General features: G+C 60.1%; 12 protein-coding genes. 5 read left to right on the top strand and 7 right to left on the bottom strand.

Annotated elements, in window-relative coordinates; all coding sequences use genetic code 11:
- Positions 1 to 159: 159 nt before the first annotated feature.
- The 6 genes from ACIPL2_RS01070 to tpx form a co-directional block, all read right to left on the bottom strand.
- Positions 160 to 2,241: a putative bifunctional diguanylate cyclase/phosphodiesterase gene (locus ACIPL2_RS01070; RefSeq protein ID WP_401352096.1), complete on the bottom strand. Its 2,082-nt coding sequence runs from the start codon at positions 2,239 to 2,241 to the stop codon at positions 160 to 162.
- A gap of 340 nt (positions 2,242 to 2,581) precedes the next feature.
- Positions 2,582 to 4,072, bottom strand: a complete 1,491-nt coding sequence (locus ACIPL2_RS01065; protein ID WP_401352094.1) for an efflux transporter outer membrane subunit — start codon at positions 4,070 to 4,072, stop codon at positions 2,582 to 2,584.
- Complete coding sequence (locus ACIPL2_RS01060; protein ID WP_401352092.1) at positions 4,069 to 7,176, bottom strand: efflux RND transporter permease subunit; 3,108 nt, start codon at positions 7,174 to 7,176, stop codon at positions 4,069 to 4,071. Before ACIPL2_RS01060 ends, ACIPL2_RS01065 begins: the two co-directional genes overlap by 4 nt.
- Positions 7,173 to 10,277, bottom strand: a complete 3,105-nt coding sequence (locus ACIPL2_RS01055; RefSeq protein ID WP_401352090.1) for an MdtB/MuxB family multidrug efflux RND transporter permease subunit — start codon at positions 10,275 to 10,277, stop codon at positions 7,173 to 7,175. The genes ACIPL2_RS01060 and ACIPL2_RS01055 overlap by 4 nt, the downstream gene beginning before the upstream one ends.
- Positions 10,274 to 11,590 carry an MdtA/MuxA family multidrug efflux RND transporter periplasmic adaptor subunit gene (locus ACIPL2_RS01050; RefSeq protein ID WP_401352087.1) on the bottom strand — a complete coding sequence of 439 codons (1,317 nt, stop codon included), beginning with the start codon at positions 11,588 to 11,590 and terminating at the stop codon, positions 10,274 to 10,276. Before ACIPL2_RS01050 ends, ACIPL2_RS01055 begins: the two co-directional genes overlap by 4 nt.
- Before the next feature lie 178 nt (positions 11,591 to 11,768).
- Entirely contained in the window at positions 11,769 to 12,269 is a 501-nt protein-coding gene (gene tpx / locus ACIPL2_RS01045) for a thiol peroxidase (RefSeq protein WP_208668605.1), read from the bottom strand.
- A 379-nt stretch (positions 12,270 to 12,648) separates the two neighbouring features.
- On the opposite strand from tpx, the gene ACIPL2_RS01040 reads away from it, so the two are divergent.
- Positions 12,649 to 13,071 carry a YciI family protein gene (locus ACIPL2_RS01040; protein WP_401352084.1) on the top strand — a complete coding sequence of 141 codons (423 nt, stop codon included), beginning with the start codon at positions 12,649 to 12,651 and terminating at the stop codon, positions 13,069 to 13,071.
- 133 nt (positions 13,072 to 13,204) lie between these two features.
- On the opposite strand, the gene ACIPL2_RS01035 is transcribed toward ACIPL2_RS01040, so the two are convergent.
- Complete coding sequence (locus ACIPL2_RS01035) at positions 13,205 to 14,038, bottom strand: DNA/RNA non-specific endonuclease (RefSeq protein ID WP_401352081.1); 834 nt, start codon at positions 14,036 to 14,038, stop codon at positions 13,205 to 13,207.
- 448 nt (positions 14,039 to 14,486) lie between these two features.
- Here ACIPL2_RS01035 and ACIPL2_RS01030 point away from each other — a divergent pair, with 448 nt between their 5' ends.
- The 4 genes from ACIPL2_RS01030 to ACIPL2_RS01015 are packed head-to-tail and all read left to right on the top strand — an operon-like array spanning position 14,487 to position 19,124.
- Positions 14,487 to 15,272: a hypothetical protein gene (locus ACIPL2_RS01030; protein ID WP_401353322.1), complete on the top strand. Its 786-nt coding sequence runs from the start codon at positions 14,487 to 14,489 to the stop codon at positions 15,270 to 15,272.
- 10 nt (positions 15,273 to 15,282) lie between these two features.
- Entirely contained in the window at positions 15,283 to 16,734 is a 1,452-nt protein-coding gene (locus tag ACIPL2_RS01025; RefSeq protein ID WP_401352079.1) for a DUF1254 domain-containing protein, read from the top strand.
- 26 nt (positions 16,735 to 16,760) lie between these two features.
- Complete coding sequence (locus ACIPL2_RS01020) at positions 16,761 to 18,164, top strand: DUF1254 domain-containing protein (protein ID WP_401352076.1); 1,404 nt, start codon at positions 16,761 to 16,763, stop codon at positions 18,162 to 18,164.
- 12 nt (positions 18,165 to 18,176) lie between these two features.
- Positions 18,177 to 19,124: a transporter gene (locus tag ACIPL2_RS01015; protein ID WP_401352073.1), complete on the top strand. Its 948-nt coding sequence runs from the start codon at positions 18,177 to 18,179 to the stop codon at positions 19,122 to 19,124.
- Positions 19,125 to 19,128 lie beyond the last annotated feature (4 nt).

Below are 19,128 nucleotides of genomic sequence, written 5' to 3'. Positions count from 1 at the left end.
CCTGTAGCAGCTGTCGAGCCTGCGAGGCTGCGTTCGGCGGCGCAGCCGTCGTAAACCCTGACTACCGGATCTTCCAGAATCACCGCGCTGCCTGATTTCACGACGGCTGCGCTGCCGAACGCAGCCTCGCAGGCTCGACAGCTGCTACACAGGGCATTTTCAGGCGGTGGCGAGTTGTTCTGCGCGATGAATGTCGATCATGAAGCGTTCGGCCGGCAGTGGGTGGCCGAGCAGGTAGCCCTGCAACGAATCGCACCCAAGCTGAGTCAGGAAGTCCTGCTGCGAGTCGGTTTCCACGCCTTCGGCGACGATTCGCAGCCCCAGGGCCTGGCCGAGGGCGACGATCGCGGACACGATCGCGGCGTCATCGCTGTCACGCTCCAGATCGCGAACGAAACCCCGGTCGATCTTCAGCTCGTTGGCCGGCAGGCGCTTGAGGTACATCAAGCTCGAATAGCCGGTGCCAAAGTCATCGATGGACAGGTCGACGCCCATTTCCGACAGCTCTTGAAGCACCGTCATGCTCGCATCGGCATCGCTCATGGCGGTGGTTTCGGTGATTTCCAGGGTCAGGCTGTTGGCCGGTAAATGGTGCGTGGCCAGCGCCTTGGCGACGCTCTGCACCAGGCCGACGTGACAGAACTGCAAGGCCGAGAGATTCACTGCGATGCGCCAGTGGGTGTAACCGAGCACGTACCACTCGCGCATCTGGCGGCAGGCTTCGTTGAGCACCCAGTCGCCAATCGGGATGATCAGCCCGGTCTTCTCCGCCAGTTCGATGAACTTGTCCGGCAGCAGCATGCCCTGAGTCGGGTGCTCCCAGCGCAGTAGCGCCTCGGCACCGACCGGCCGGCCATTGGCGGCGTCGAACTTGGGCTGGTAGTAGAGGCTGAACTGTTGCTGCTCAACTGCATTGCGCAGGTCTTGCAGCAGTTGCAACTGTTTGCGCGCGTTGCTGTTCATTGAAACGTCGAAGAAGCTGTAGCCGTTTTTCCCCGCGCCCTTGGCGTGATACATCGCCGCGTCGGCGTTCATCAGCAATTCGTGGGCGGTTTGGCCATTGCCCGGGTAGAGCGCGATGCCGACGCTGGCGGATATCTGCAAGTCATGTTCGCCAACCCGGAATGAGCGCGCGATCAGCCCGACCTGACGAGCCGCCAGGTTCAAGGCATCATTCTGTTCTTCGAGTTGCACCAGCAACACGAACTCATCGCCGCCGATCCGCGCCAGCGTGTCCTGGCTACGCAGATCTTCTCGCAGACGCAGGGCGACTTCGCGCAACAGCTGATCACCCATGTGGTGGCCGAAGGCATCGTTGACCGGTTTGAAGCCGTCCAGATCGATGAACATCAGCGCAAAACAACCCCCCTGCTCTTGCACTCGCGACATCGCTTGATCGATGCGGTCCGCCAGCAATACCCGATTCGGCAGGCCGGTCAGGGTGTCGTGCAGGGCCAGTTGGGTGAGTTCGCGGTTGGCCTCGGTCAGCGAGTGGGCCAGGCTGGCGGTGCGGGCTTCCAGGCGCGCATCGAGAATTGAGGTCAGCAAGGCAATGCTCAACACCGCCAGGGTGGTGACCAGCACCAGATTGTCCAGGCCCTTGCCGTTGAGCCCGGTGATGGCCGCGCCGCAGAAACTGCCATCGGCGAAGCGCGCCGCCGCCATGGCGGTGTAGTGCATGCCGACAATGGCGATGCCCATGAGCACCGCCGCGCCGCCACGAATCAGGCCGACATACGGGGTGTGCTGGCGCAGCCGGAAGGCAATCCACAACGCGGCACCCGAGGCGCCGACGGCGATGAGCAGCGATGTGCCGAACAGCGTCGGGTCGTAATCGATCCCCGGTTGCATGCGCATCGCGGCCATGCCGGTGTAATGCATGGCACTGATGCCGGCCCCCATGACCAACGCGCCGAACGCCAGTTGCCAGGCCGGTAATCGCGGCTGGCTGACCAGCCACAGGGCGAAGCCGCAGGACAGGATCCCGATCAGCAGCGACAGAAAAGTAATGGCGACGTCGTAACCGAGGTCGATGGGCAGTTTGAACGCGAGCATGCCGATGAAATGCATCGACCACACGCCAATCCCCATGGCCAACGCGCCGCCGGCTGTCCATAGGTGCACCGCCCGGCCTTTGGCGGTGGCGATGCGTTCGGTCAGGTCGAGCGCGGTATAGGAGGCGAGAATCGCCACACAGAGCGAGATGATAACCAGCGTGGGGGAATAGCTACCGATGAGCATGAGACTTCTCGCGCGACGACCCTCCGTACTGCTTCCATTCTCGGAGGGGTAAATCGGGCGATTGTACTGATTGCGCAAAAGAACGCACTGACAATATTTAGCAAAAAGCCATCAAGCCGATGAAACGCTTGTTTGATTGCCTGGGAACGTTCTGTAACGAGATGCTTACGGGGAATGTGGGGGGAGTTATGGCCGTTATGTAGGAGCTGTCGAGTAAAACGAGGCTGCGATCTTTTGATCCTGGCTTTTAAAAGATCAAAAGATCGCAGCCTCGTTTCACTCGACAGCTCCTACAGGGCTCCTACGGGGCTCCTACGGGGTTCCTACATTGGGTTTTGCTTCAGTTGCGTTGCGCGTTGTCGCTGACTTGCAACGCCCCATCCCAGCCACCGCCCAGCGCCGCGATCAGCTGCACACTGGCTATCAAGCGGCTCTGCAACAAGTTCAGCACTTCGCGTTCATTGTTCAGCGCCGTGGCTTGCACCACCACCACATCGAGGTAAGCGATCAACCCGGCCTTGTACTGGTTCTGGATCAGGCGCAAGGACTCGCGCGCAGCGTCCAGCGCTTCCTGACGAACACCTGCTTCGTTTTCCAGGACCTTGAGCTGGACCATATAGTTTTCCACCTCACGGAAGCCATCGAGCACGGTCTGCCGGTATTTGGCCACGGTTTCGTCGTAGGCGGCTTCGCTGCGGTCGACTTCCGCCGAACGCTGGCCACCGTCAAACAAGGTCATGGCCAGTTGCGGCCCGACCGACCAGAAACGGTTGGGCAGGCTGATCCAGTTGGCATACGTGCTGCTGCTATAGCCACCGTTCAGGCTCAACGTCAGGTCCGGGTAGTAGGCAGCCTTGGCCACGCCGATGTTGGCATTCGCGGCGATCACCGAACGCTCGGCAGAGGCAATGTCCGGGCGGCGCTCCAGCAACTGCGAAGGCAAGCCCAGCGGCACCTCGGGCAATACCGGGATGTCCTTGGTTTCCGCCAGACTGAACTCGGCCGGCGCCGACCCGATCAGCACGGCAATGGCGTTTTCGAACTGGGCACGCTGCCAGATCAGATCGACCAGGTCGGCCTCGGTGCTCTTGAGCTGGGTCTGCGCCTGAGCCACTGCGTCCTTGCCGGAAACACCGGCGCGGTATTGGTTTTGGGTCATTGTCAGCGAACGCCGGTAGGCCTCGACCGTCGCTTCAAGCAAGCGCTTCTGCTCATCGATCACGCGCAATTGCAGGTAGTTCTGCACCAGCTCCGACTGCTGGCTCAGGCGCATCGCCGCCAGATCGGCAAAACTTGCCTCGGCGTTCGCGGTGTCGGCTTGCAACCCACGGCGCAACTTGCCCCAGATATCGGCTTCCCAGCTGACCCCGGCCTGGGCGGTATAGGTGTCGCGAATCCCGCTGGAAGAACTGGTCAGGCTCGAACTGCTGCTACCGGTGCCCTGGCTGGAGCGGTTCTTCCCGACCGTCAGGTCCACCGTCGGAAAAAACGCACCGCGGGCACTTTTTACCAAGGCCTGCGCCTGACGATACTGGGCTTCGGACTGGGCGATCGTCTGGTTGGAACTGTTGAGTTTTTCGATCAGGCCGTTGAGCTGTTGATCGCCATACAACTCCCACCAGGCACCACGTGCCAGGGAATCGCTCGGCTTGGCCTGACGCCAACCGGCTGCTTCCTTGTATTGAACCGGCTCGGCGGTTTGCGGGCGCTGGTAATCCGGGCCGATGGCGCAGGCGCTGAGCAGTGCGACACACAGCGACAGGCTCAACAACCGCGAGCCTCGGGCCGTGATCAGCGGTGCAGTCAGGTTGATAAGCGAACGGTCAGTCATAGCGGAGTTTCCAGAGCAGCATCGGTACGCACCCCACGCCAGTGGTTGAAGCGATGGCGCAGTTTGTCGAGATAGAGGTAAACCACCGGGGTGGTGTAAAGGGTCAGCACCTGGCTGAAGATCAGCCCGCCGATGATGGTCAGGCCCAGCGGCTGGCGCATTTCCGCACCTTCGGCACGGCTCAGCAGCAATGGCAAGGCACCGAGGATCGCCGCCAGCGTGGTCATCAGAATCGGTCGCAGACGTTGCAGGCAAGCGCTGCGAATCGACTCCAGCGGCGCCAGGCCTTGATGGCGTTCGAGCTGCAAGGCCAGGTCGATCATCAGAATCGCGTTTTTCTTCACCACGCCGATCAGCAGGAACAAGCCGAGCAACGAGATCAGGCTGAACTCGCCGCCCAGTGCATAGATCGACAGCAGCGCACCGACGCCGGCCGAGGGCAAGGTCGAGAGAATGGTCAGTGGATGAATGTAGCTTTCATACAGCACACCCAACACCAGATACACCGCCACCAGCGCGCCGAGAATCATCCACGGCTGGCTCTTCTGTGTCGCGGCAAAGGCGTCGGCAGTGCCGGCCATTTTCGCGATGACGTCTTCCGGCAAGCCGACCTTGGCAATCGCCCGCTCGATGGCCGCACTGCCCTGCTCCACCGTCACGCCTTCAGCCATGTCGAACGAAATGCTTTCCGAGGCGAACTGGCCTTCGTGGCTGACCCGATCGTCTTCCAGGCTGTTTTCGTAATGGGCGATGGTCGACAGCGGGATCCGCGCGCCGTCAGCCGTGATCACTTGAACCTGTTTCAGGGTGATCGGGTCCTGGGCGTATTTCGGATTGACCTCCATCACCACCTGATACTGGTTGAGGCTGTCGTAAATCGTCGAAATCTGCCGTTGGCTGTAGGCGTTATTCAGCACCGAGGTGACCATGTCCATGTCGACGCCCAGGCGCTTGGCCTGATCGCGGTCGACAATCAGCGTCACTTGCTGCGCGCCCCGGCCTTCACGGGCATCGATGGCCGTCAGTTCCGGCAGCGCTTTCAGCGCCGTGACGACTTTCGGGTACCACTCGCGCAACGCGCCCAAATCACCGCTTTGCAGGATGTAGGAATACTGCGCGGTGGTTTGTTCACGACCACCACCGAATTGCAGGTCCTGATCCGCCATCAGCATCAACTGCGCGCCAGCAACCTTGGGCATTTCCTTGCGCAGGCGTTCGATGACTTTCTGCGCGGAAATGTTGCGTTCCTTGATCGGCTTCAGACGTACCAGCATGAAGGCGTTGTTGGTACCGTTGGTACCGCCGATGAACCCGGCGACGCTTTGCACCGCATCATCCTTGAGCACGGCACGGCGGAAGGTTTCCATTTTTGGCTGCATCACGCTGAACGACAGGCCATCGTCGCCGCGCACGAAACCGATCAGCTGACCGGTGTCTTGCTGAGGTAAAAATGTTTTAGGAACAACAACATACAGCGCAATGTTCACCCCAATAGTTAACAACAGACTAAGCAATGTCAGCCGGCGATGACGCAGCACCCAGTCGAGGCTGGTCGCGTATTTTCCTACCATCCACTCGTTGGCGCGCTGACTCCAGCGTTGCAGGCGGTTTTCCTGGCCCGGTGTATGCGGCTTGAGCCATCGGGCACAGAGCATCGGGGTCAGCGTCAACGAAACCACCAGCGACACCACGATGGACGCCGCCAGGGTGATGGAAAACTCGCGGAACAGGCTTTCGATGATCCCGCCCATGAACAGGATCGACAGGAACACCGCCACCAGCGAGACGTTCATCGAGAGCAAGGTGAAACCGACTTCCTGCGCCCCAAGGTAGGCGGCTTTCATTGGGGGCACGCCTTTGTCGATGTGCCGGGAAATGTTCTCCAGCACTACGATGGCGTCGTCCACCACCAACCCGGTGGCCAAGATCAGCGCCATCAGCGACAGGTTGTTCAGCGAGAACCCATAGAGGTACATCACCGCGAACGTGCCCACCAACGACACCGGCACCGCCAACGTCGGAATCAACGAGGCACGGAAGTTACCGAGGAACAGGAACACCACCAGAATCACCAGCGCCACGGCGATCAGCAGTGTCATTTCCGCTTCGTGCAAGGTCGCCTTGATCACCGGCGAACGGTCCATGGCCAGGTTCAGTTTGACACTGGCCGGCAGAACGGCCTGCAACGCCGGCAACTGGGCCTTGATCTCGTTGACCGTCTCGATGATGTTGGCGCCGGCCTGCCGGTTGATCACCAGCAACACCGCCGCGTCATCGTTGAAGAAACCGCTGTTGTAGCGGTCCTCGACGCCATCGCTGACCTTGGCCACATCCTTCAGGCGCAGGGCTGCGCCGCCGTTGTAGTGAATGATCAGCGACTCGTAGTCCTTGGCTTTCTCCAGTTGATCGTTGGCCTGGACTTGCCACAAGCGCTGGCCGTCTTCGACCGAACCCTTGGGCCGACGCACGTTGGCGTTGGCGATGGTGTTGCGCACATCGTCCAGGGCCACGCCGTACTGGTTCAGCGCCTGGGGTTCGAGTTCGATGCGCACCGCCGGCAGGGAACTGCCACCGATCTGCACTTCCCCCACGCCCTGCACCTGGGACAGGCTCTGGGACAGGATCGTCGAGGCCAAATCGTAGAGCTGGCCTTTTTCCAGCACATCCGAGGTCAGCGACAGCACCATGATCGGCGCCTGGGACGGGTTGACCTTTTTATAGGTCGGCATGCTGCGCATCCCGCTCGGCAGCAGGTTGCGCGAGGCGTTGATCGCCGCTTGCACTTCCCGCGCCGCGCCATTGATGTCGCGGTCGAGGTCGAACTGCAGGATGACCCGGGTCGAGCCCTGGCTGGAGCGGCTGCTCATGGTGTTGACCCCGGCGATGGCGCCGAAGGAGCGTTCCAGCGGCGTGGCCACCGTCGACGCCATCACCTCCGGGCTCGCACCGGGCAGGCTGGCCTGGACCACGATCACCGGGAAGTCCATTTGCGGCAGCGGCGACACCGGCAATAAACCGAAACTCACACCGCCCAGCAAAATGATTGCCAGGCTCAGCAGCATGGTCGCTACCGGGCGCTTGATGAAAGGTCCGGAAAGGTTCATGGCTGCTCTACCGCTTCCACGGATTGAGAGCTGCGGCCCCAGCGCCGACCGAGACGGTCGAAGTACAGGTAAATCACCGGCGTGGTGAACAACGTCAGCACCTGACTCACCAGCAAACCACCGACCATCACCAGACCCAGCGGCTGACGCAACTCAGCGCCGGAACCGGTGGCCAGCATCAATGGCACCGCGCCGAACAAGGCCGCCAGGGTGGTCATCAGGATCGGCCGGAAGCGCAGCAGCGCCGCCTGATAGATCGCCGTTTCCGGGTCCAGCCCCTGATTGCGTTCAGCGTCGAGGGCGAAGTCGATCATCATGATCGCGTTCTTTTTAACGATACCGATCAGCAGGATGATGCCGATGATCGCGATCATCCCCAGGTCATTGCCGCTCAACAGCAGAGCCAACAAGGCGCCGACCGCCGCCGAGGGCAAGGTCGAGAGAATGGTGATCGGGTGGATGTAGCTCTCGTACAGCACGCCCAGCACGATGTACATGGTCACCACTGCCGCCAGGATCAGCAGCAAAGTGCTCGACAGCGAGGCCTGGAACGCTTCGGCCGCGCCCTGGAACTGGGTCTGCACGCCGATTGGCATGCCGATGTCTTTCTGCACCTGGTCGATGATTTCCACCGCATGCCCCAACGCCACGCCGGGCGCCAGGTTGAACGACATCATCACCGCCGGGAACTGGCCGATGTGGGTGATCGCCAGTTGCGCCTGACGCTCCTCCATGTGGGCCAGACTCGACAGGCGAACCTGACCGCCGTCAGTGGTTTTCACGTGAATCTGATTCAGCGCGTCCGGGCCGATCTTCTCGCCGGACTGCGACTGCAGTACCACGCGGTACTGGCTGGCCTGGGTGTAGATGGTGGAAATCTGTCGCTGACCGAAGGCGTCGTACAGCGCATCGGTGATGTTCGACACCGAGACACCGACCCGCGACGCCGCATCGCGATCGATCACCAGATACACCTGCAAACCCTTGTCCTGCAAATCGCTGGCGACGTCCGTCAGTTCGGGGCGCTGCGCCAGGGCTTCGACCAGACGGCCACTCCACAGGCTCAGCAACTCGGAATCCGGCGATGACATGCTGAACTGATACTGCGTGCGGCTGACCCGATCTTCGATGGTCAGGTCCTGCACCGGCTGCATGAACAGGCGAATGCCGACCAGTTTGTCCACCTCCGGTTGCAGGCGGGCAATGATTTGGGTGGCGCTGAGGTCCCGCGCACTGTGAGGCTTGAGGTTGATCAGCATGCGGCCGCTGTTGAGCGTCGAGTTGTCACCGTCCACACCAATGTAGGACGACAGGCTCTCTACGGCTGGATCGGCCAGGATCACTTTAGCCAGTTCCTGCTGCCGTTCGCTCATCGCCGCGAAGGAAATCGACTGCGGCGCCTCGGAAATCCCCTGGATCACTCCGGTGTCCTGCACCGGAAAGAAGCCCTTGGGCACGACCATGTAAAGGAACACCGTCAGCGCCAGGGTGCCGATGGCCACCAGCAGAGTCAGCGGTTGGTGCTTGAGAACCCACTTTAACTTGCGCCCGTAAGCCGCGATCATCCAATCAATTGTTGCGCCGCTAGCCCGGTAGAAACGGCCCTGCTCTTCTTCCTTGGGTTCGCGCTTGAGCAACCGCGCGCACATCATTGGCGTCAGGGTCAGGGACACCACCAGCGAAATAAGGATCGCCACGGCTAGCGTGATCGCAAATTCGCGGAACAACCGGCCCACCACGTCCGCCATGAACAGCAGCGGAATCAGCACCGCGATCAGCGACAGGGTCAGGGAAATCAGGGTAAAGCCAATCTGCTTGGCGCCCTTGAGCGCCGCGTTCAAGGGACTGTCGCCCTCTTCGATAAAGCGGGAAATGTTCTCCAGCATGACGATCGCATCGTCCACCACAAAACCGGTGGCAATGGTCAGGGCCATCAGGGTCAGGTTATTGACCGAGAAACCTGCGAGGTACATCACGCCGAAGGTGCCGATCAGCGACAACGGCACGGCGACCGACGGAATGATCGTGGCGCTGGCGCGACGCAGGAACAGGAACGTCACCATGACCACCAACGCGATGGCGATCAGCAGCTCGTGTTGCACGTCGGTGACGGAAGCGCGGATGGTTTGTGTACGGTCGGTGAGCACTGTGACTTCGAGGCCGGCCGGCAGGTTGTCGGTGATGCTCGGCAGCAAGGCCTTGATCCGGTCGACCACTTCGATGACGTTGGCGCCGGGCTGCCGCTGGATGTTCAGCAACACCGCCTGGTTTTCGTTGGCCCACGCCGCCAGACGTTCGTTCTCGGCACCGTCGACGATTTCTGCCACGTCCTTGAGCCGCAACGGCGCGCCGTTGGCATAGGCCAGGATCAGGTTGGCGTAATCCTTGGGCGAGGTCAGCTGGTCGTTGGCGTCGAGCATCGACACCCGGGTCGGGCCGTCGAAGTTACCCTTGGGCTGGTTGACGTTGGACGCGCCGATCAGGGTGCGCACGTCCGACAAGTTCAAGCCGTTGGCCGCCAAGGCTTCGGGGTTGACCTTGATCCGCACCGCCTGACGCTGGCCACCGGCGATGCTGACCATGCCGACGCCGCTGATCTGGGCGATTTTCTGCGCCATGCGGGTGTCGACCAAGTCGTTGAGCTTGGGCAACAGCATGGTTTTGGAGGTGATCGCCAGGGTCAGCACCGGGGTGTCCGCCGGGTTGACCTTGTTGTACACCGGCGGTGCCGGCAGGTCCTTGGGCAGCAAATTGGTCGCGGCGTTGATGGCCGCCTGTACCTGCTGCTCGGCGACGTCCATGTTGATGTCGAGGCTGAAACGCAAGGTCAGCACCGAGGCGCCGCCCGAACTGGTCGAGGCCATTTGGGTCAGGCCCGGCATCTGCCCGAACTGACGTTCAAGGGGTGCAGTCACCGCGCTGGTCATGACATCCGGGCTGGCGCCGGGGTACAGCGTCATGACGCGAATGGTTGGGTAATCGACCTGAGGCAACGCCGACACCGGCAGCAGCCGATAGGCGATCACGCCGGCCAGGATAATCGCCAGCATGCTCAGGGTGGTGGCTACCGGGCGAAGGATGAACAGCCGCGAGATGTTCATGCGCCGCCCTTTTTCGCCTTGTCGGCGGGCGCCGGCTCAGTCGCGTCGGCCGCCGATTTGCCTTGCAGGTGCCCGGTCGGGGTGGTCGGTACATCCTTGGTGTCGTTGACGACCTCGACATCACTGCCGTCCTTCAGGCGATCGGTGCCCTCCAGGACCACGCGGTCACCGGCGGCGAGGCCTTCGGTAATGACGGTGTTGTCACCGTCACTGGCGCCGACTTTCAACTGACGAATCTTGACCTTCTTGTCGCCGTCCATCGCGTAGACGAACGTGCCGTTGGTGCCGAACTGGATCGCCGCCGAGGGCGCGAGCACCACGTCTTTCAGGGTGTCGGCCAGCAAGTGGACATTGACGAACTGATTGGGGAACAGCGATTGATCACGGTTCTCGTAGCGCGCCTTGAATTTCAGGGTGCCGGTGGTGACGTCGATCTGGTTATCCAGGCTCTGCAATACGCCGGTGGCCTGCAATTTGGTGTCGCCACGGTCCCAGGCTTCGGCGGGCAGTTTGGCGCCGGTGCGGTAGCGGGCCAGCACCACGTCAAGGCTGTTTTCCGGCAAGGTGAAAGCAACGCTGATTGGTTGAGTCTGGGTGATGATCGCCAGCGCCGTAGTGTCGTTGGCCGCGACGAGGTTGCCGACGTCCAGCTGACGCAGGCCGACGCGGCCGGTAATCGGCGCGCGGATCCTGGTGAATTCGAGATTGAGCTTGGCGTCGTTGACTGCCGCCTGATTGGTCTTGACCGTGCCCTGATACTGGCCGACCAAGGCTTCGGCGGTGTCCAGAGTCTGCTTGGCGATACTGTCTTCGCGGTACAGGCCGCGGTAGCGCTCGACGTCGACCTGGGCGTTTTTCAGTTGTGCCTGATTCTGCAGCAACGTGCCTTCGGCTTGCAGCAAGGCGTTCTGGTACGGACGCGGGTCGATCTCAGCCAGCAGATCGCCCGCCTTGACCATCTGCCCTTCTTCGAACGAAATCTTGATCAATTCGCCGCCGACTCGGCTGCGCACATTGATCGTATTCAGCGCGGTCACTGTGCCGAGGGCCTTGTAGTACAACGGGAAGTCGCCCTTCACCGCTGGCGCCACACGCACCGGAACCGGACCGGATGCCCCACCGAAACCCGGGCGCATCGCGCCTGAACGGCCGGTGTGCCCGGCCACGGCTTTTTGCCCAGCGCCTTCTTTTGGCGTAGCGCTGCCGGGCCAGAATTTCCAGCACAGGCCAGCGATGACCAACAGGACAAGCAGGCCAAACAGCCAGCGGCGAGGACTACGGGAAGCGGAGGATTGCATTGAATGATCAACCATTGGGCGCGTGGGCTTTTTCTACTGGAGGCTGAACGATAAGCACTGGCGGGTATTAAGCAAAGCGCCTTTACCGGCAATTTACCTTCGGCTTACGTAACAGGATGTTTGGCTAAGACACTGAAGCACAAATGAAAACGGCCTGGACAGGGCCAGGCCGTTAACAATTGTAAAGCCGCGCTTATTTCAGAACAGCGAGTGCCGCTTCGTAGTTCGGTTCTTCAGCGATTTCCTTGACCAGTTCGCTGTGCAGCACGTTGTCGTTTTCGTCCAGCACCACGACGGCACGGGCGGTCAGCCCTTTGAGTGGGCCGTCAGCGATGGCAACTCCGTAGTTCTCGATGAACTCGGCACCGCGCAGGGTCGACAGGTTCTGTACGTTTTCCAGACCTTCGGCGCCGCAGAAACGGGCTTGGGCGAACGGCAGGTCAGCGGAGATGCACAGCACCACGGTGTTGGCGACATCATTGGCCTGGGCGTTGAACTTGCGAACCGAGGTGGCGCAGGTTGGGGTGTCGACGCTTGGGAAGATGTTCAGCACTTTGCGCTTGCCGGCGAAGTTCGCCAGGGTCACGTCGGACAGATTGCCGGCAACCAGGGAAAAGGCTGGCGCCTTGGAACCGGCTTGTGGCAGTTGGCCGTTGACTTGAACCGGGTTGCCTTTAAGAGTGACTTGAGCCATGAACGGAGTCCTTCTGTCGTTGTTGTGGAGAATTTTGAAGAGGCGGAAGTTAACCACGAAATTGCCCGACGACCTATGGGCGGATACAAATTGTGAAGTCTTGGCGCCCGAACTGGATACAACCGAACTCCCTGTAGGAGCGAGGCTTGCCCGCGAAGAACGATAACGCAGTCTGCCTGTAGCATCGCGGCGCCCAATTCGCGGGCAAGCCTCGCTCCTACAAGGTCAGTCGATACAAAGCGTACCGCTGTTGCCCATCGCCACTCGGTGTTCGTGACGAAAGGCAGGCCTGTCCGCGATTTTTATTGAAGCCCTGTCGATTTGGCGCTCCGTCACACGACTATAAAGTGACTCATTCATATCCAGCGGAGAGACCACCATGCGATTCATGATCATTATCAAGGCCAGCCAGGATTCCGAGGCCGGTGTGATGCCCAGCGAAGAACTGCTCACCGCGATGGGCAATTACAACGAAGAATTGGCCAAGGCCGGCATCCTCCTCGCGGGCGAAGGCCTGCACCCCAGCAGCAAAGGCGCCCGCGTGCGTTTCTCGGGCGACAAACGCACGGTGATCGACGGTCCGTTCGCCGAAACCAAGGAACTGATCGCCGGCTTCTGGTTGTGGCAGGTGAAATCAAAAGAAGAGGCGATTGAGTGGGTCAAGCGCTGCCCCAATCCGATGCCGGGCACTGACGCCGAGATTGAAATTCGTCAGGTGTTTGAGATGGAGGATTTCGGGGAGGAGTTCACGCCGGAGCTGCGCGCGCAGGAAGAGCGGGCGTTTGGCAAAGGCAAACATTGATGCCCACCTGAAAGCACGGCTCCAACGTTTACCACGGGCAAGTCTGGCGGCAAAAAATCATGGGCTGTAGCCGCCAGGCTTGCTGGTAATCGTGTTTTCGACCCTGCCTTCCAGCGTCACAGAGGCTCATTATTTAACAGCCAAGTTTTGCCGGCAGCGATCCGGTTTTGGATTTCAATGATGCCTGAACAGCTTCGGGCAACCCACGCCACACTTTCAACCCGGAGCGGCTTTCGATCTCATTAATGCCAACTTGATAGTGACAATAATCGGCCCCGTGCGGCGTCTCTTGATCCATGACAAATGATGCATAAAGTCCGTTTTCCGGTGTGCTGCCAACAAAGATAATCTTCCAGTATCCGCTTGGGATCTTGTGAGGCTTTTGCGTACCGGGAAGCGTACCAACAAAGTGCTCATACAGCGGACCGGTAATGACGCTGACCGAACCGATACCTGGAACCTTACTCAAGTTTCTTTCTTTTTCCTCCAGTCGCGCCCAGGGCCCCTGATTCAAGTTGGCTTTTTGCGGGGTGATGTTCGACAGGTAGTTCAGCGCTTCCCAATCAGGCGTGCCGCCCATGGACGCGAGATTGGCCTGATGCCCTCGATCGACCTTGAGGGCGGCGTTGGCACCCGCGAAATCCTCGGGTGCAAGGGTTTCATCTGCGGGAATGTCCGGATCAGCCTGCCAGTCGCGCGCGCGCCCATTGGCGCTGGTGGTCTTAGTGATCGTGTACGCCACCCAGTTGGCAAATTTGGTCGTCCCGTTATTATTCAAGGTGTAAGCCGCTCTATCCAGGGTTCGCGCACTGCCACCGGAAGGACACCCCACCGCGCAATTCTTCGTCATTAGAATCAACTCCGGCTGAACAGGTGGTTCAATCTCTCTCTGCGCCATCGAAGTGCACGCAGAAACAAGCGGAATTATTACCACTATTACAAGTTTCAGTCCTTGCTTCCAATGCATAAATAGATCTCCATTAACTCTTTCAATTAAAACAATGATTTCAAGCCAGCAGAGATCCTAACCAACGACAAAATACCTATAAACAATGCATACGTAACATTATTAGAATTAGCAGACCCTTAATCATCAGGAGATTAAAATTCGTCAGGTTGAAAATTTGAGTCGCTAGCGTGCATCAACGCGTCATCGTTTTTCGCGAGCACATCAGACAGCAAACCTATCGAATTGACAGCAACTATCACCCCCAACCCAATGATCCGTATTAACTTTTTAGTACACGAATTTGTGCAAAAACCGGAAAAATCACCGCCCCTGACTGGCCAACTCACGGTTAGCTGCTAACTTGAATGGACGCGTCCTACGGCTTGATAGGAAAAAGCTTACGTAGTAACGGCCGAGAAGTGCCGAGTCGTCCAATGAGCCACCAAGGAACCGGGGAATCATGTCGATGAGATTGGGAACACACGCCTTGCTGTTGGCGGCCTCTTTTGCGCCTGTCGTTTGTGCCCTTGCGGACAACGCTGATACCGCCAACAAAAGTAACAACCCGCTGAACCTGGCGCCCGGCGCCAACCTTCAGGATTACTACACGCCCAAGCTGTTCGACAGCAATGCCCACACCAATGACGCCCTGCTGCGTGGCACCTTGCCGATTGCGCCGGGCGATTTCATTGGGGTGCCGCAATTGCTGCGCGCGACACTGCCGATCAGCACCCGCCCCGATCCGCATAACGGCTACAGCACCGGTATGGGCGATCTGAACCTGTTCGATATTTTCCTGCTCAAGACCGATGGCGTGCAGTTGGGCATCGGCCCGCAGATCACGGCGCCCACCGCTGAACAGGATGAACTGGGCACCGGTAAATGGCAGGCCGGCCTGGCCGCCATTGCGATCGATTCCTCGCCCCGCGGTTTGCTCGGTGCGCTGGTGCAATACCAGAGTTCCTTCGCGGACGACCATGACCGCGCCCACGTCGAAACCGCGACGATGCAGCCCTTCATCATTCATAACCTGGCCAAAGGCTGGTACCTGCGCTCGACGGGTATCTGGACCTTCGACCTGAAGAACGACACCCACTACATCCCACTCGGTTTGGGTGGCGGAAAAGTGTGGAAATCCGGTTCCAATATCCTCAACGCCTTCATCGAACCGCAATGGACCGTGGAGCGCAAAGGCGATGGCCTGCCGCAGTTCACGCTGTTCGCCGGGATCAACGTCACGTTCGGTAAATAAGGAATTCGCTATGCACGTTGCCATCCGCGCAGCCGGTTTCAGCCTGATGACTATGTTCGTCAGCTGTGGCGTGGGCGCTCTGGATCTCGACACCCCTATCGGCAAGGTCGCGATGGACGGCGAACTGCCGGCCCATGAGTCCATTGCCAAACTGTACGCCGAGCTGGATTTCCAACAGGCGACCCAGAGTTATTTGTGGGCGTTGCCGCTGGTTTCCTACGCGCAATGGCAGGAAGAATTCCGCGACAAGCTCGGCGCCCACAGCGGTGACCTGATGGTGCTCAACAGTTACGAAGACAAACTCGGTGTGATCACCGCCAACGCCACCACGCCCTACATCCTCGGCTTCGTCGACCTCAATGAAACCGGCCCGCTGGTGATCGAATTGCCACCCGGCCCGACGGCGGGCGGCGTCGGTGATTTCTGGCAGCGGGCGATCATTGACATGGGCCAGACCGGCCCGGACAAAGGCAAGGGCGGCAAGTACCTGGTGCTGCCACCGGGCGCCGAGCCGCCGGCCGATGCCGGCAAGTATTACCTGGCCAAATCGGAAACCATGAACGTGCTGGTCGGTTTTCGTGTGCTTGATCCGGACCCGGCCAAGGGCAAGGCGCTGGTCGAGCAATTCAAGATGTACCCGTACGCCAAACGCGCCGAACCCGGCAAGACCCAACTGCTCTCCCCCGGCGGCAAAGCCTGGTCGGGCACCCAGCCACGTGGCCTGGCGTACTGGGAACGGTTGCACCAGATCATCCAGAAAGAACCGGTCAACGAACGTGACCGTTTCTACATGGCGATGCTCGCCAGTCTGGGAATCGAGAAGGACAAACCCTTCAACCCTAACGACAACCAACGCAAGGCACTGGAACAAGGGGCACAGGTCGGCGAGTTGATCGCCAAGGCCAACACCTTCGCCAAGCGTTTTTCTGATTCGCAGTACTGGCCGGACCGCCAGTGGGACACCGTGCTGAACATCGCTGAACCGTCGCAACGCGTGGCCTATTACGACCAATTGTGGGAACGCAGCGCCTGGTTCTACGAAGCGGTGACCAACACCAAAGGCATGGTTTCCAAGACCCCTGGCCTGGGCCAGACCTACCTCGGCGCCTACACCGACGCCAAGGGCAACTGGCTTGACGGCGGCAAGAATTATCGCCTGCACGTCGGCGCCAATCCGCCGGCCAAGCAGTTCTGGTCGATGACCGTGTACGACATCGACAGCCGTTGCCTGATCGACAATCCGCAGCGCAAGGCCGACCTGTCGTCCCGTCAGGACTTGAAAAAGAACGCCGACGGCTCGGTGGACCTGTACTTCGGCCCCACCGCGCCGGCAGGGTTCGAAAACAACTGGGTGCAAACCGTACCGGGCAAACACTGGTTCAGCTATTTCCGTTTGTACGCCCCGACCGAAGCCTACTTCGACAAAAGCTGGAAACTCGACGACATCACGGCTGTGGAATGACGCCCAAAGGTTCAATAAGGAATGTTATGAATAACCGCATGTTGCTCACTGCACTTTCTCTCACCCTGAGCACCAGCGCCTGGGCCGACTTCACCGCCACGCCGGAAGAAGCCCGAGGCATCGCCAAGGAAGCCTATTTGTACGGCTTCCCGGTGGTGGAAATGTACAAGACCCTCTACACCCAGGCCGTTGACCAGAGCAGCCCGAACTTCAAAGCGCCGTTCAACCAGATCGGCAACACCGCCAAGGCGTTTACCGCCAAGGACACCGCGTTTGTCACGCCGAATGCCGACACGCCCTACTCCTTTGTCTGGATGGACCTGCGCGCCGAACCCCTGGTCCTGACCCTGCCGCCCATCGACGAGCACCGTTACTATTCCGTGCAACTGATCGATGCCTACACGCAGAATTTTGCGTACCTGGGCACCCGCAGCACCGGCAACAAGGGCGGCAATTTCATGATCGCCGGGCCGGACTGGCAAGGTCAGCAACCGGTGAAAATCGATCGGTTGCTGCGCAGTGAAAGCAACATCGCCTATGCGCTGTACCGCACCCAGCTGTTCGATGACAAAGACCTGGGCAAGGTCAAGGACATCCAGAAGGGTTACAAGGTCGAGCCGCTGAGCCGCTATGTCGGGCACAAGGCCCCGGCTGCCGCGCCGACGATCGACTGGCCAAAACCCCTGCCGGGCATGAGCGACACGCCCGACCTGTTCCGCTACCTGAACTTCATGCTGGCGTTTACCCCGGCGCAGGACGTGGAAAAAGACCTGCTCGGGCGCTTCAAGACAATCGGCATCGAAGCCGGCAAACCGTTCAATCTGACCACACTAACGTTCGATCAACGCAAAGCGCTGGAGGACGGCATCGCCGATGCCAAGGCCGCGTTCGAACAGTTCAAAAAAGACCAGGTCGATACTCACCAGGTCAGCAGTGGCGACTTGTTCGGCACCCGCGATCACCTCAAGGGCAACTACCTGTACCGCTACGCCGGCGCCAACACGGGGATCTTTGGCAACTCCGCCGAAGAGGCGAATTACATCGGCTATTTCGTCGACAAGAATGGCCAGCCGGTCGATGCCTCGAAACACGATTACACCCTGCACTTCGACAAGGGCGCCCTGCCCCCGGCCGACGCGTTCTGGTCCCTGACGATGTACAACGGCAAGAACAAATTGCTGGTGGCCAACCCGCTGAATCGCTACCTGATCAACTCGCGCATGTTGCCGGACCTCAAGCTCGACAACGACGGCGGGCTGACCCTTTACGTGCAGAACAAGCCACCGGCCCAAGCGCTGCAAAGCAACTGGCTGCCGGCGCCGGACGGGCCGTTCTACGGCGTGTTGCGCCTGTACCTGCCGAAACCGGAAGTCGCCAGTGGCCAATGGAAAATGCCGTTGCTGACACCCGTCACCCCACAAAAACAATAAACGGAGTTCGTCATGCTCAGGCCTTTCGTTGTGCGTCCTTTACTGGCCTTGTGCGTGTTCGGTGCCAGCCCTTTGGTCCTGGCGGCCGAGGGCGGTGTCGGTCGGCCGATCACCGGTCAGCAGGTGTTTTCCAATGCCGGGATCGTCCCGCCCGAACCCGGCTGGGTGATGTCCCTGACCAGCATCTGGTACGACGGTGATCTCAAGGGCAACACTCAGGTGCCCATCGTCGGCGAACTCAGTACCGGGCTGGACATGAAGGTTTCCTACACCATGGCCAACTTCATGCATATCTGGGACACCGGCAAGGGTCGTTGGAACTACGCGTCGGCCATCGGCGTGCCGGTGCAGTACACCGACATCACGGCAAGCATCACCGGCCCGCGTGGCCGAACCCTGGGCACCGAGGATACCGGCACCCAATTCGCCGACATGCTGGTGACGCCGCTCGCTGCCGGCTACCACTTTGACGAACTCAACCACCTGTCGATGTCCTTGCCGATCTACGTGCCGACCGGCGCCTACAACGATGACCGGCTGGCCAACCCCGGGCAGAACAATTACACCTTCATGCCCACCGTGGCGTTCACCCACCTGAATGGCAAGGGCGGCGAATTCACCCTGTCGAGCGGCCTGGAGTTCTACACCGAAAACGACGCCACGGATTATCGCAACGGCAACATTTTCACCCTTGATGCCCTGTGGACCCACGGCCTCGGCAACGGCTGGAACGCCGGTCTGGCGGCGGGCTATATCCAGCAACTCACCGATGACTCTGGGGAAGGTGCCAGCAGCGGCTTTCGCGGGCGTTCGGTGGGTGCCGGCCCGGTGGTGGGCTGGAGCGGCAAGTTCGCCGATGCACAGGCCAACTTCAGTCTCCGTTGGGTACCGGAGTTCGACACCAAGAACCGCCCCGAAGGCAACGGCAAAGCCGTCAATATGACGTTGGCATTTTTCTAGGAGC

The sequence above is a fragment of the Pseudomonas sp. NPDC086251 genome (assembly GCF_044746405.1).
Taxonomy (GTDB): domain Bacteria; phylum Pseudomonadota; class Gammaproteobacteria; order Pseudomonadales; family Pseudomonadaceae; genus Aquipseudomonas.
This window is presented reverse-complemented; position numbering and strand designations above follow the sequence as displayed.

Excerpts from the sequence above, each read along its gene's own strand:
- ACIPL2_RS01070 (WP_401352096.1), bottom strand. The coding sequence starts at position 2,241 with ATGCTCATCGGTAGCTATTCCCCCACGCTGGTTATCATCTCGCTCTGT.
- ACIPL2_RS01065 (WP_401352094.1), bottom strand. The coding sequence starts at position 4,072 with ATGACTGACCGTTCGCTTATCAACCTGACTGCACCGCTGATCACGGCC.
- ACIPL2_RS01060 (WP_401352092.1), bottom strand. The coding sequence starts at position 7,176 with ATGAACCTTTCCGGACCTTTCATCAAGCGCCCGGTAGCGACCATGCTG.
- ACIPL2_RS01055 (WP_401352090.1), bottom strand. The coding sequence starts at position 10,277 with ATGAACATCTCGCGGCTGTTCATCCTTCGCCCGGTAGCCACCACCCTG.
- ACIPL2_RS01050 (WP_401352087.1), bottom strand. The coding sequence starts at position 11,590 with ATGGTTGATCATTCAATGCAATCCTCCGCTTCCCGTAGTCCTCGCCGC.
- tpx (WP_208668605.1), bottom strand. The coding sequence starts at position 12,269 with ATGGCTCAAGTCACTCTTAAAGGCAACCCGGTTCAAGTCAACGGCCAA.
- ACIPL2_RS01040 (WP_401352084.1), top strand. The coding sequence starts at position 12,649 with ATGCGATTCATGATCATTATCAAGGCCAGCCAGGATTCCGAGGCCGGT.
- ACIPL2_RS01035 (WP_401352081.1), bottom strand. The coding sequence starts at position 14,038 with ATGCATTGGAAGCAAGGACTGAAACTTGTAATAGTGGTAATAATTCCG.
- ACIPL2_RS01030 (WP_401353322.1), top strand. The coding sequence starts at position 14,487 with ATGAGATTGGGAACACACGCCTTGCTGTTGGCGGCCTCTTTTGCGCCT.
- ACIPL2_RS01025 (WP_401352079.1), top strand. The coding sequence starts at position 15,283 with ATGCACGTTGCCATCCGCGCAGCCGGTTTCAGCCTGATGACTATGTTC.
- ACIPL2_RS01020 (WP_401352076.1), top strand. The coding sequence starts at position 16,761 with ATGAATAACCGCATGTTGCTCACTGCACTTTCTCTCACCCTGAGCACC.
- ACIPL2_RS01015 (WP_401352073.1), top strand. The coding sequence starts at position 18,177 with ATGCTCAGGCCTTTCGTTGTGCGTCCTTTACTGGCCTTGTGCGTGTTC.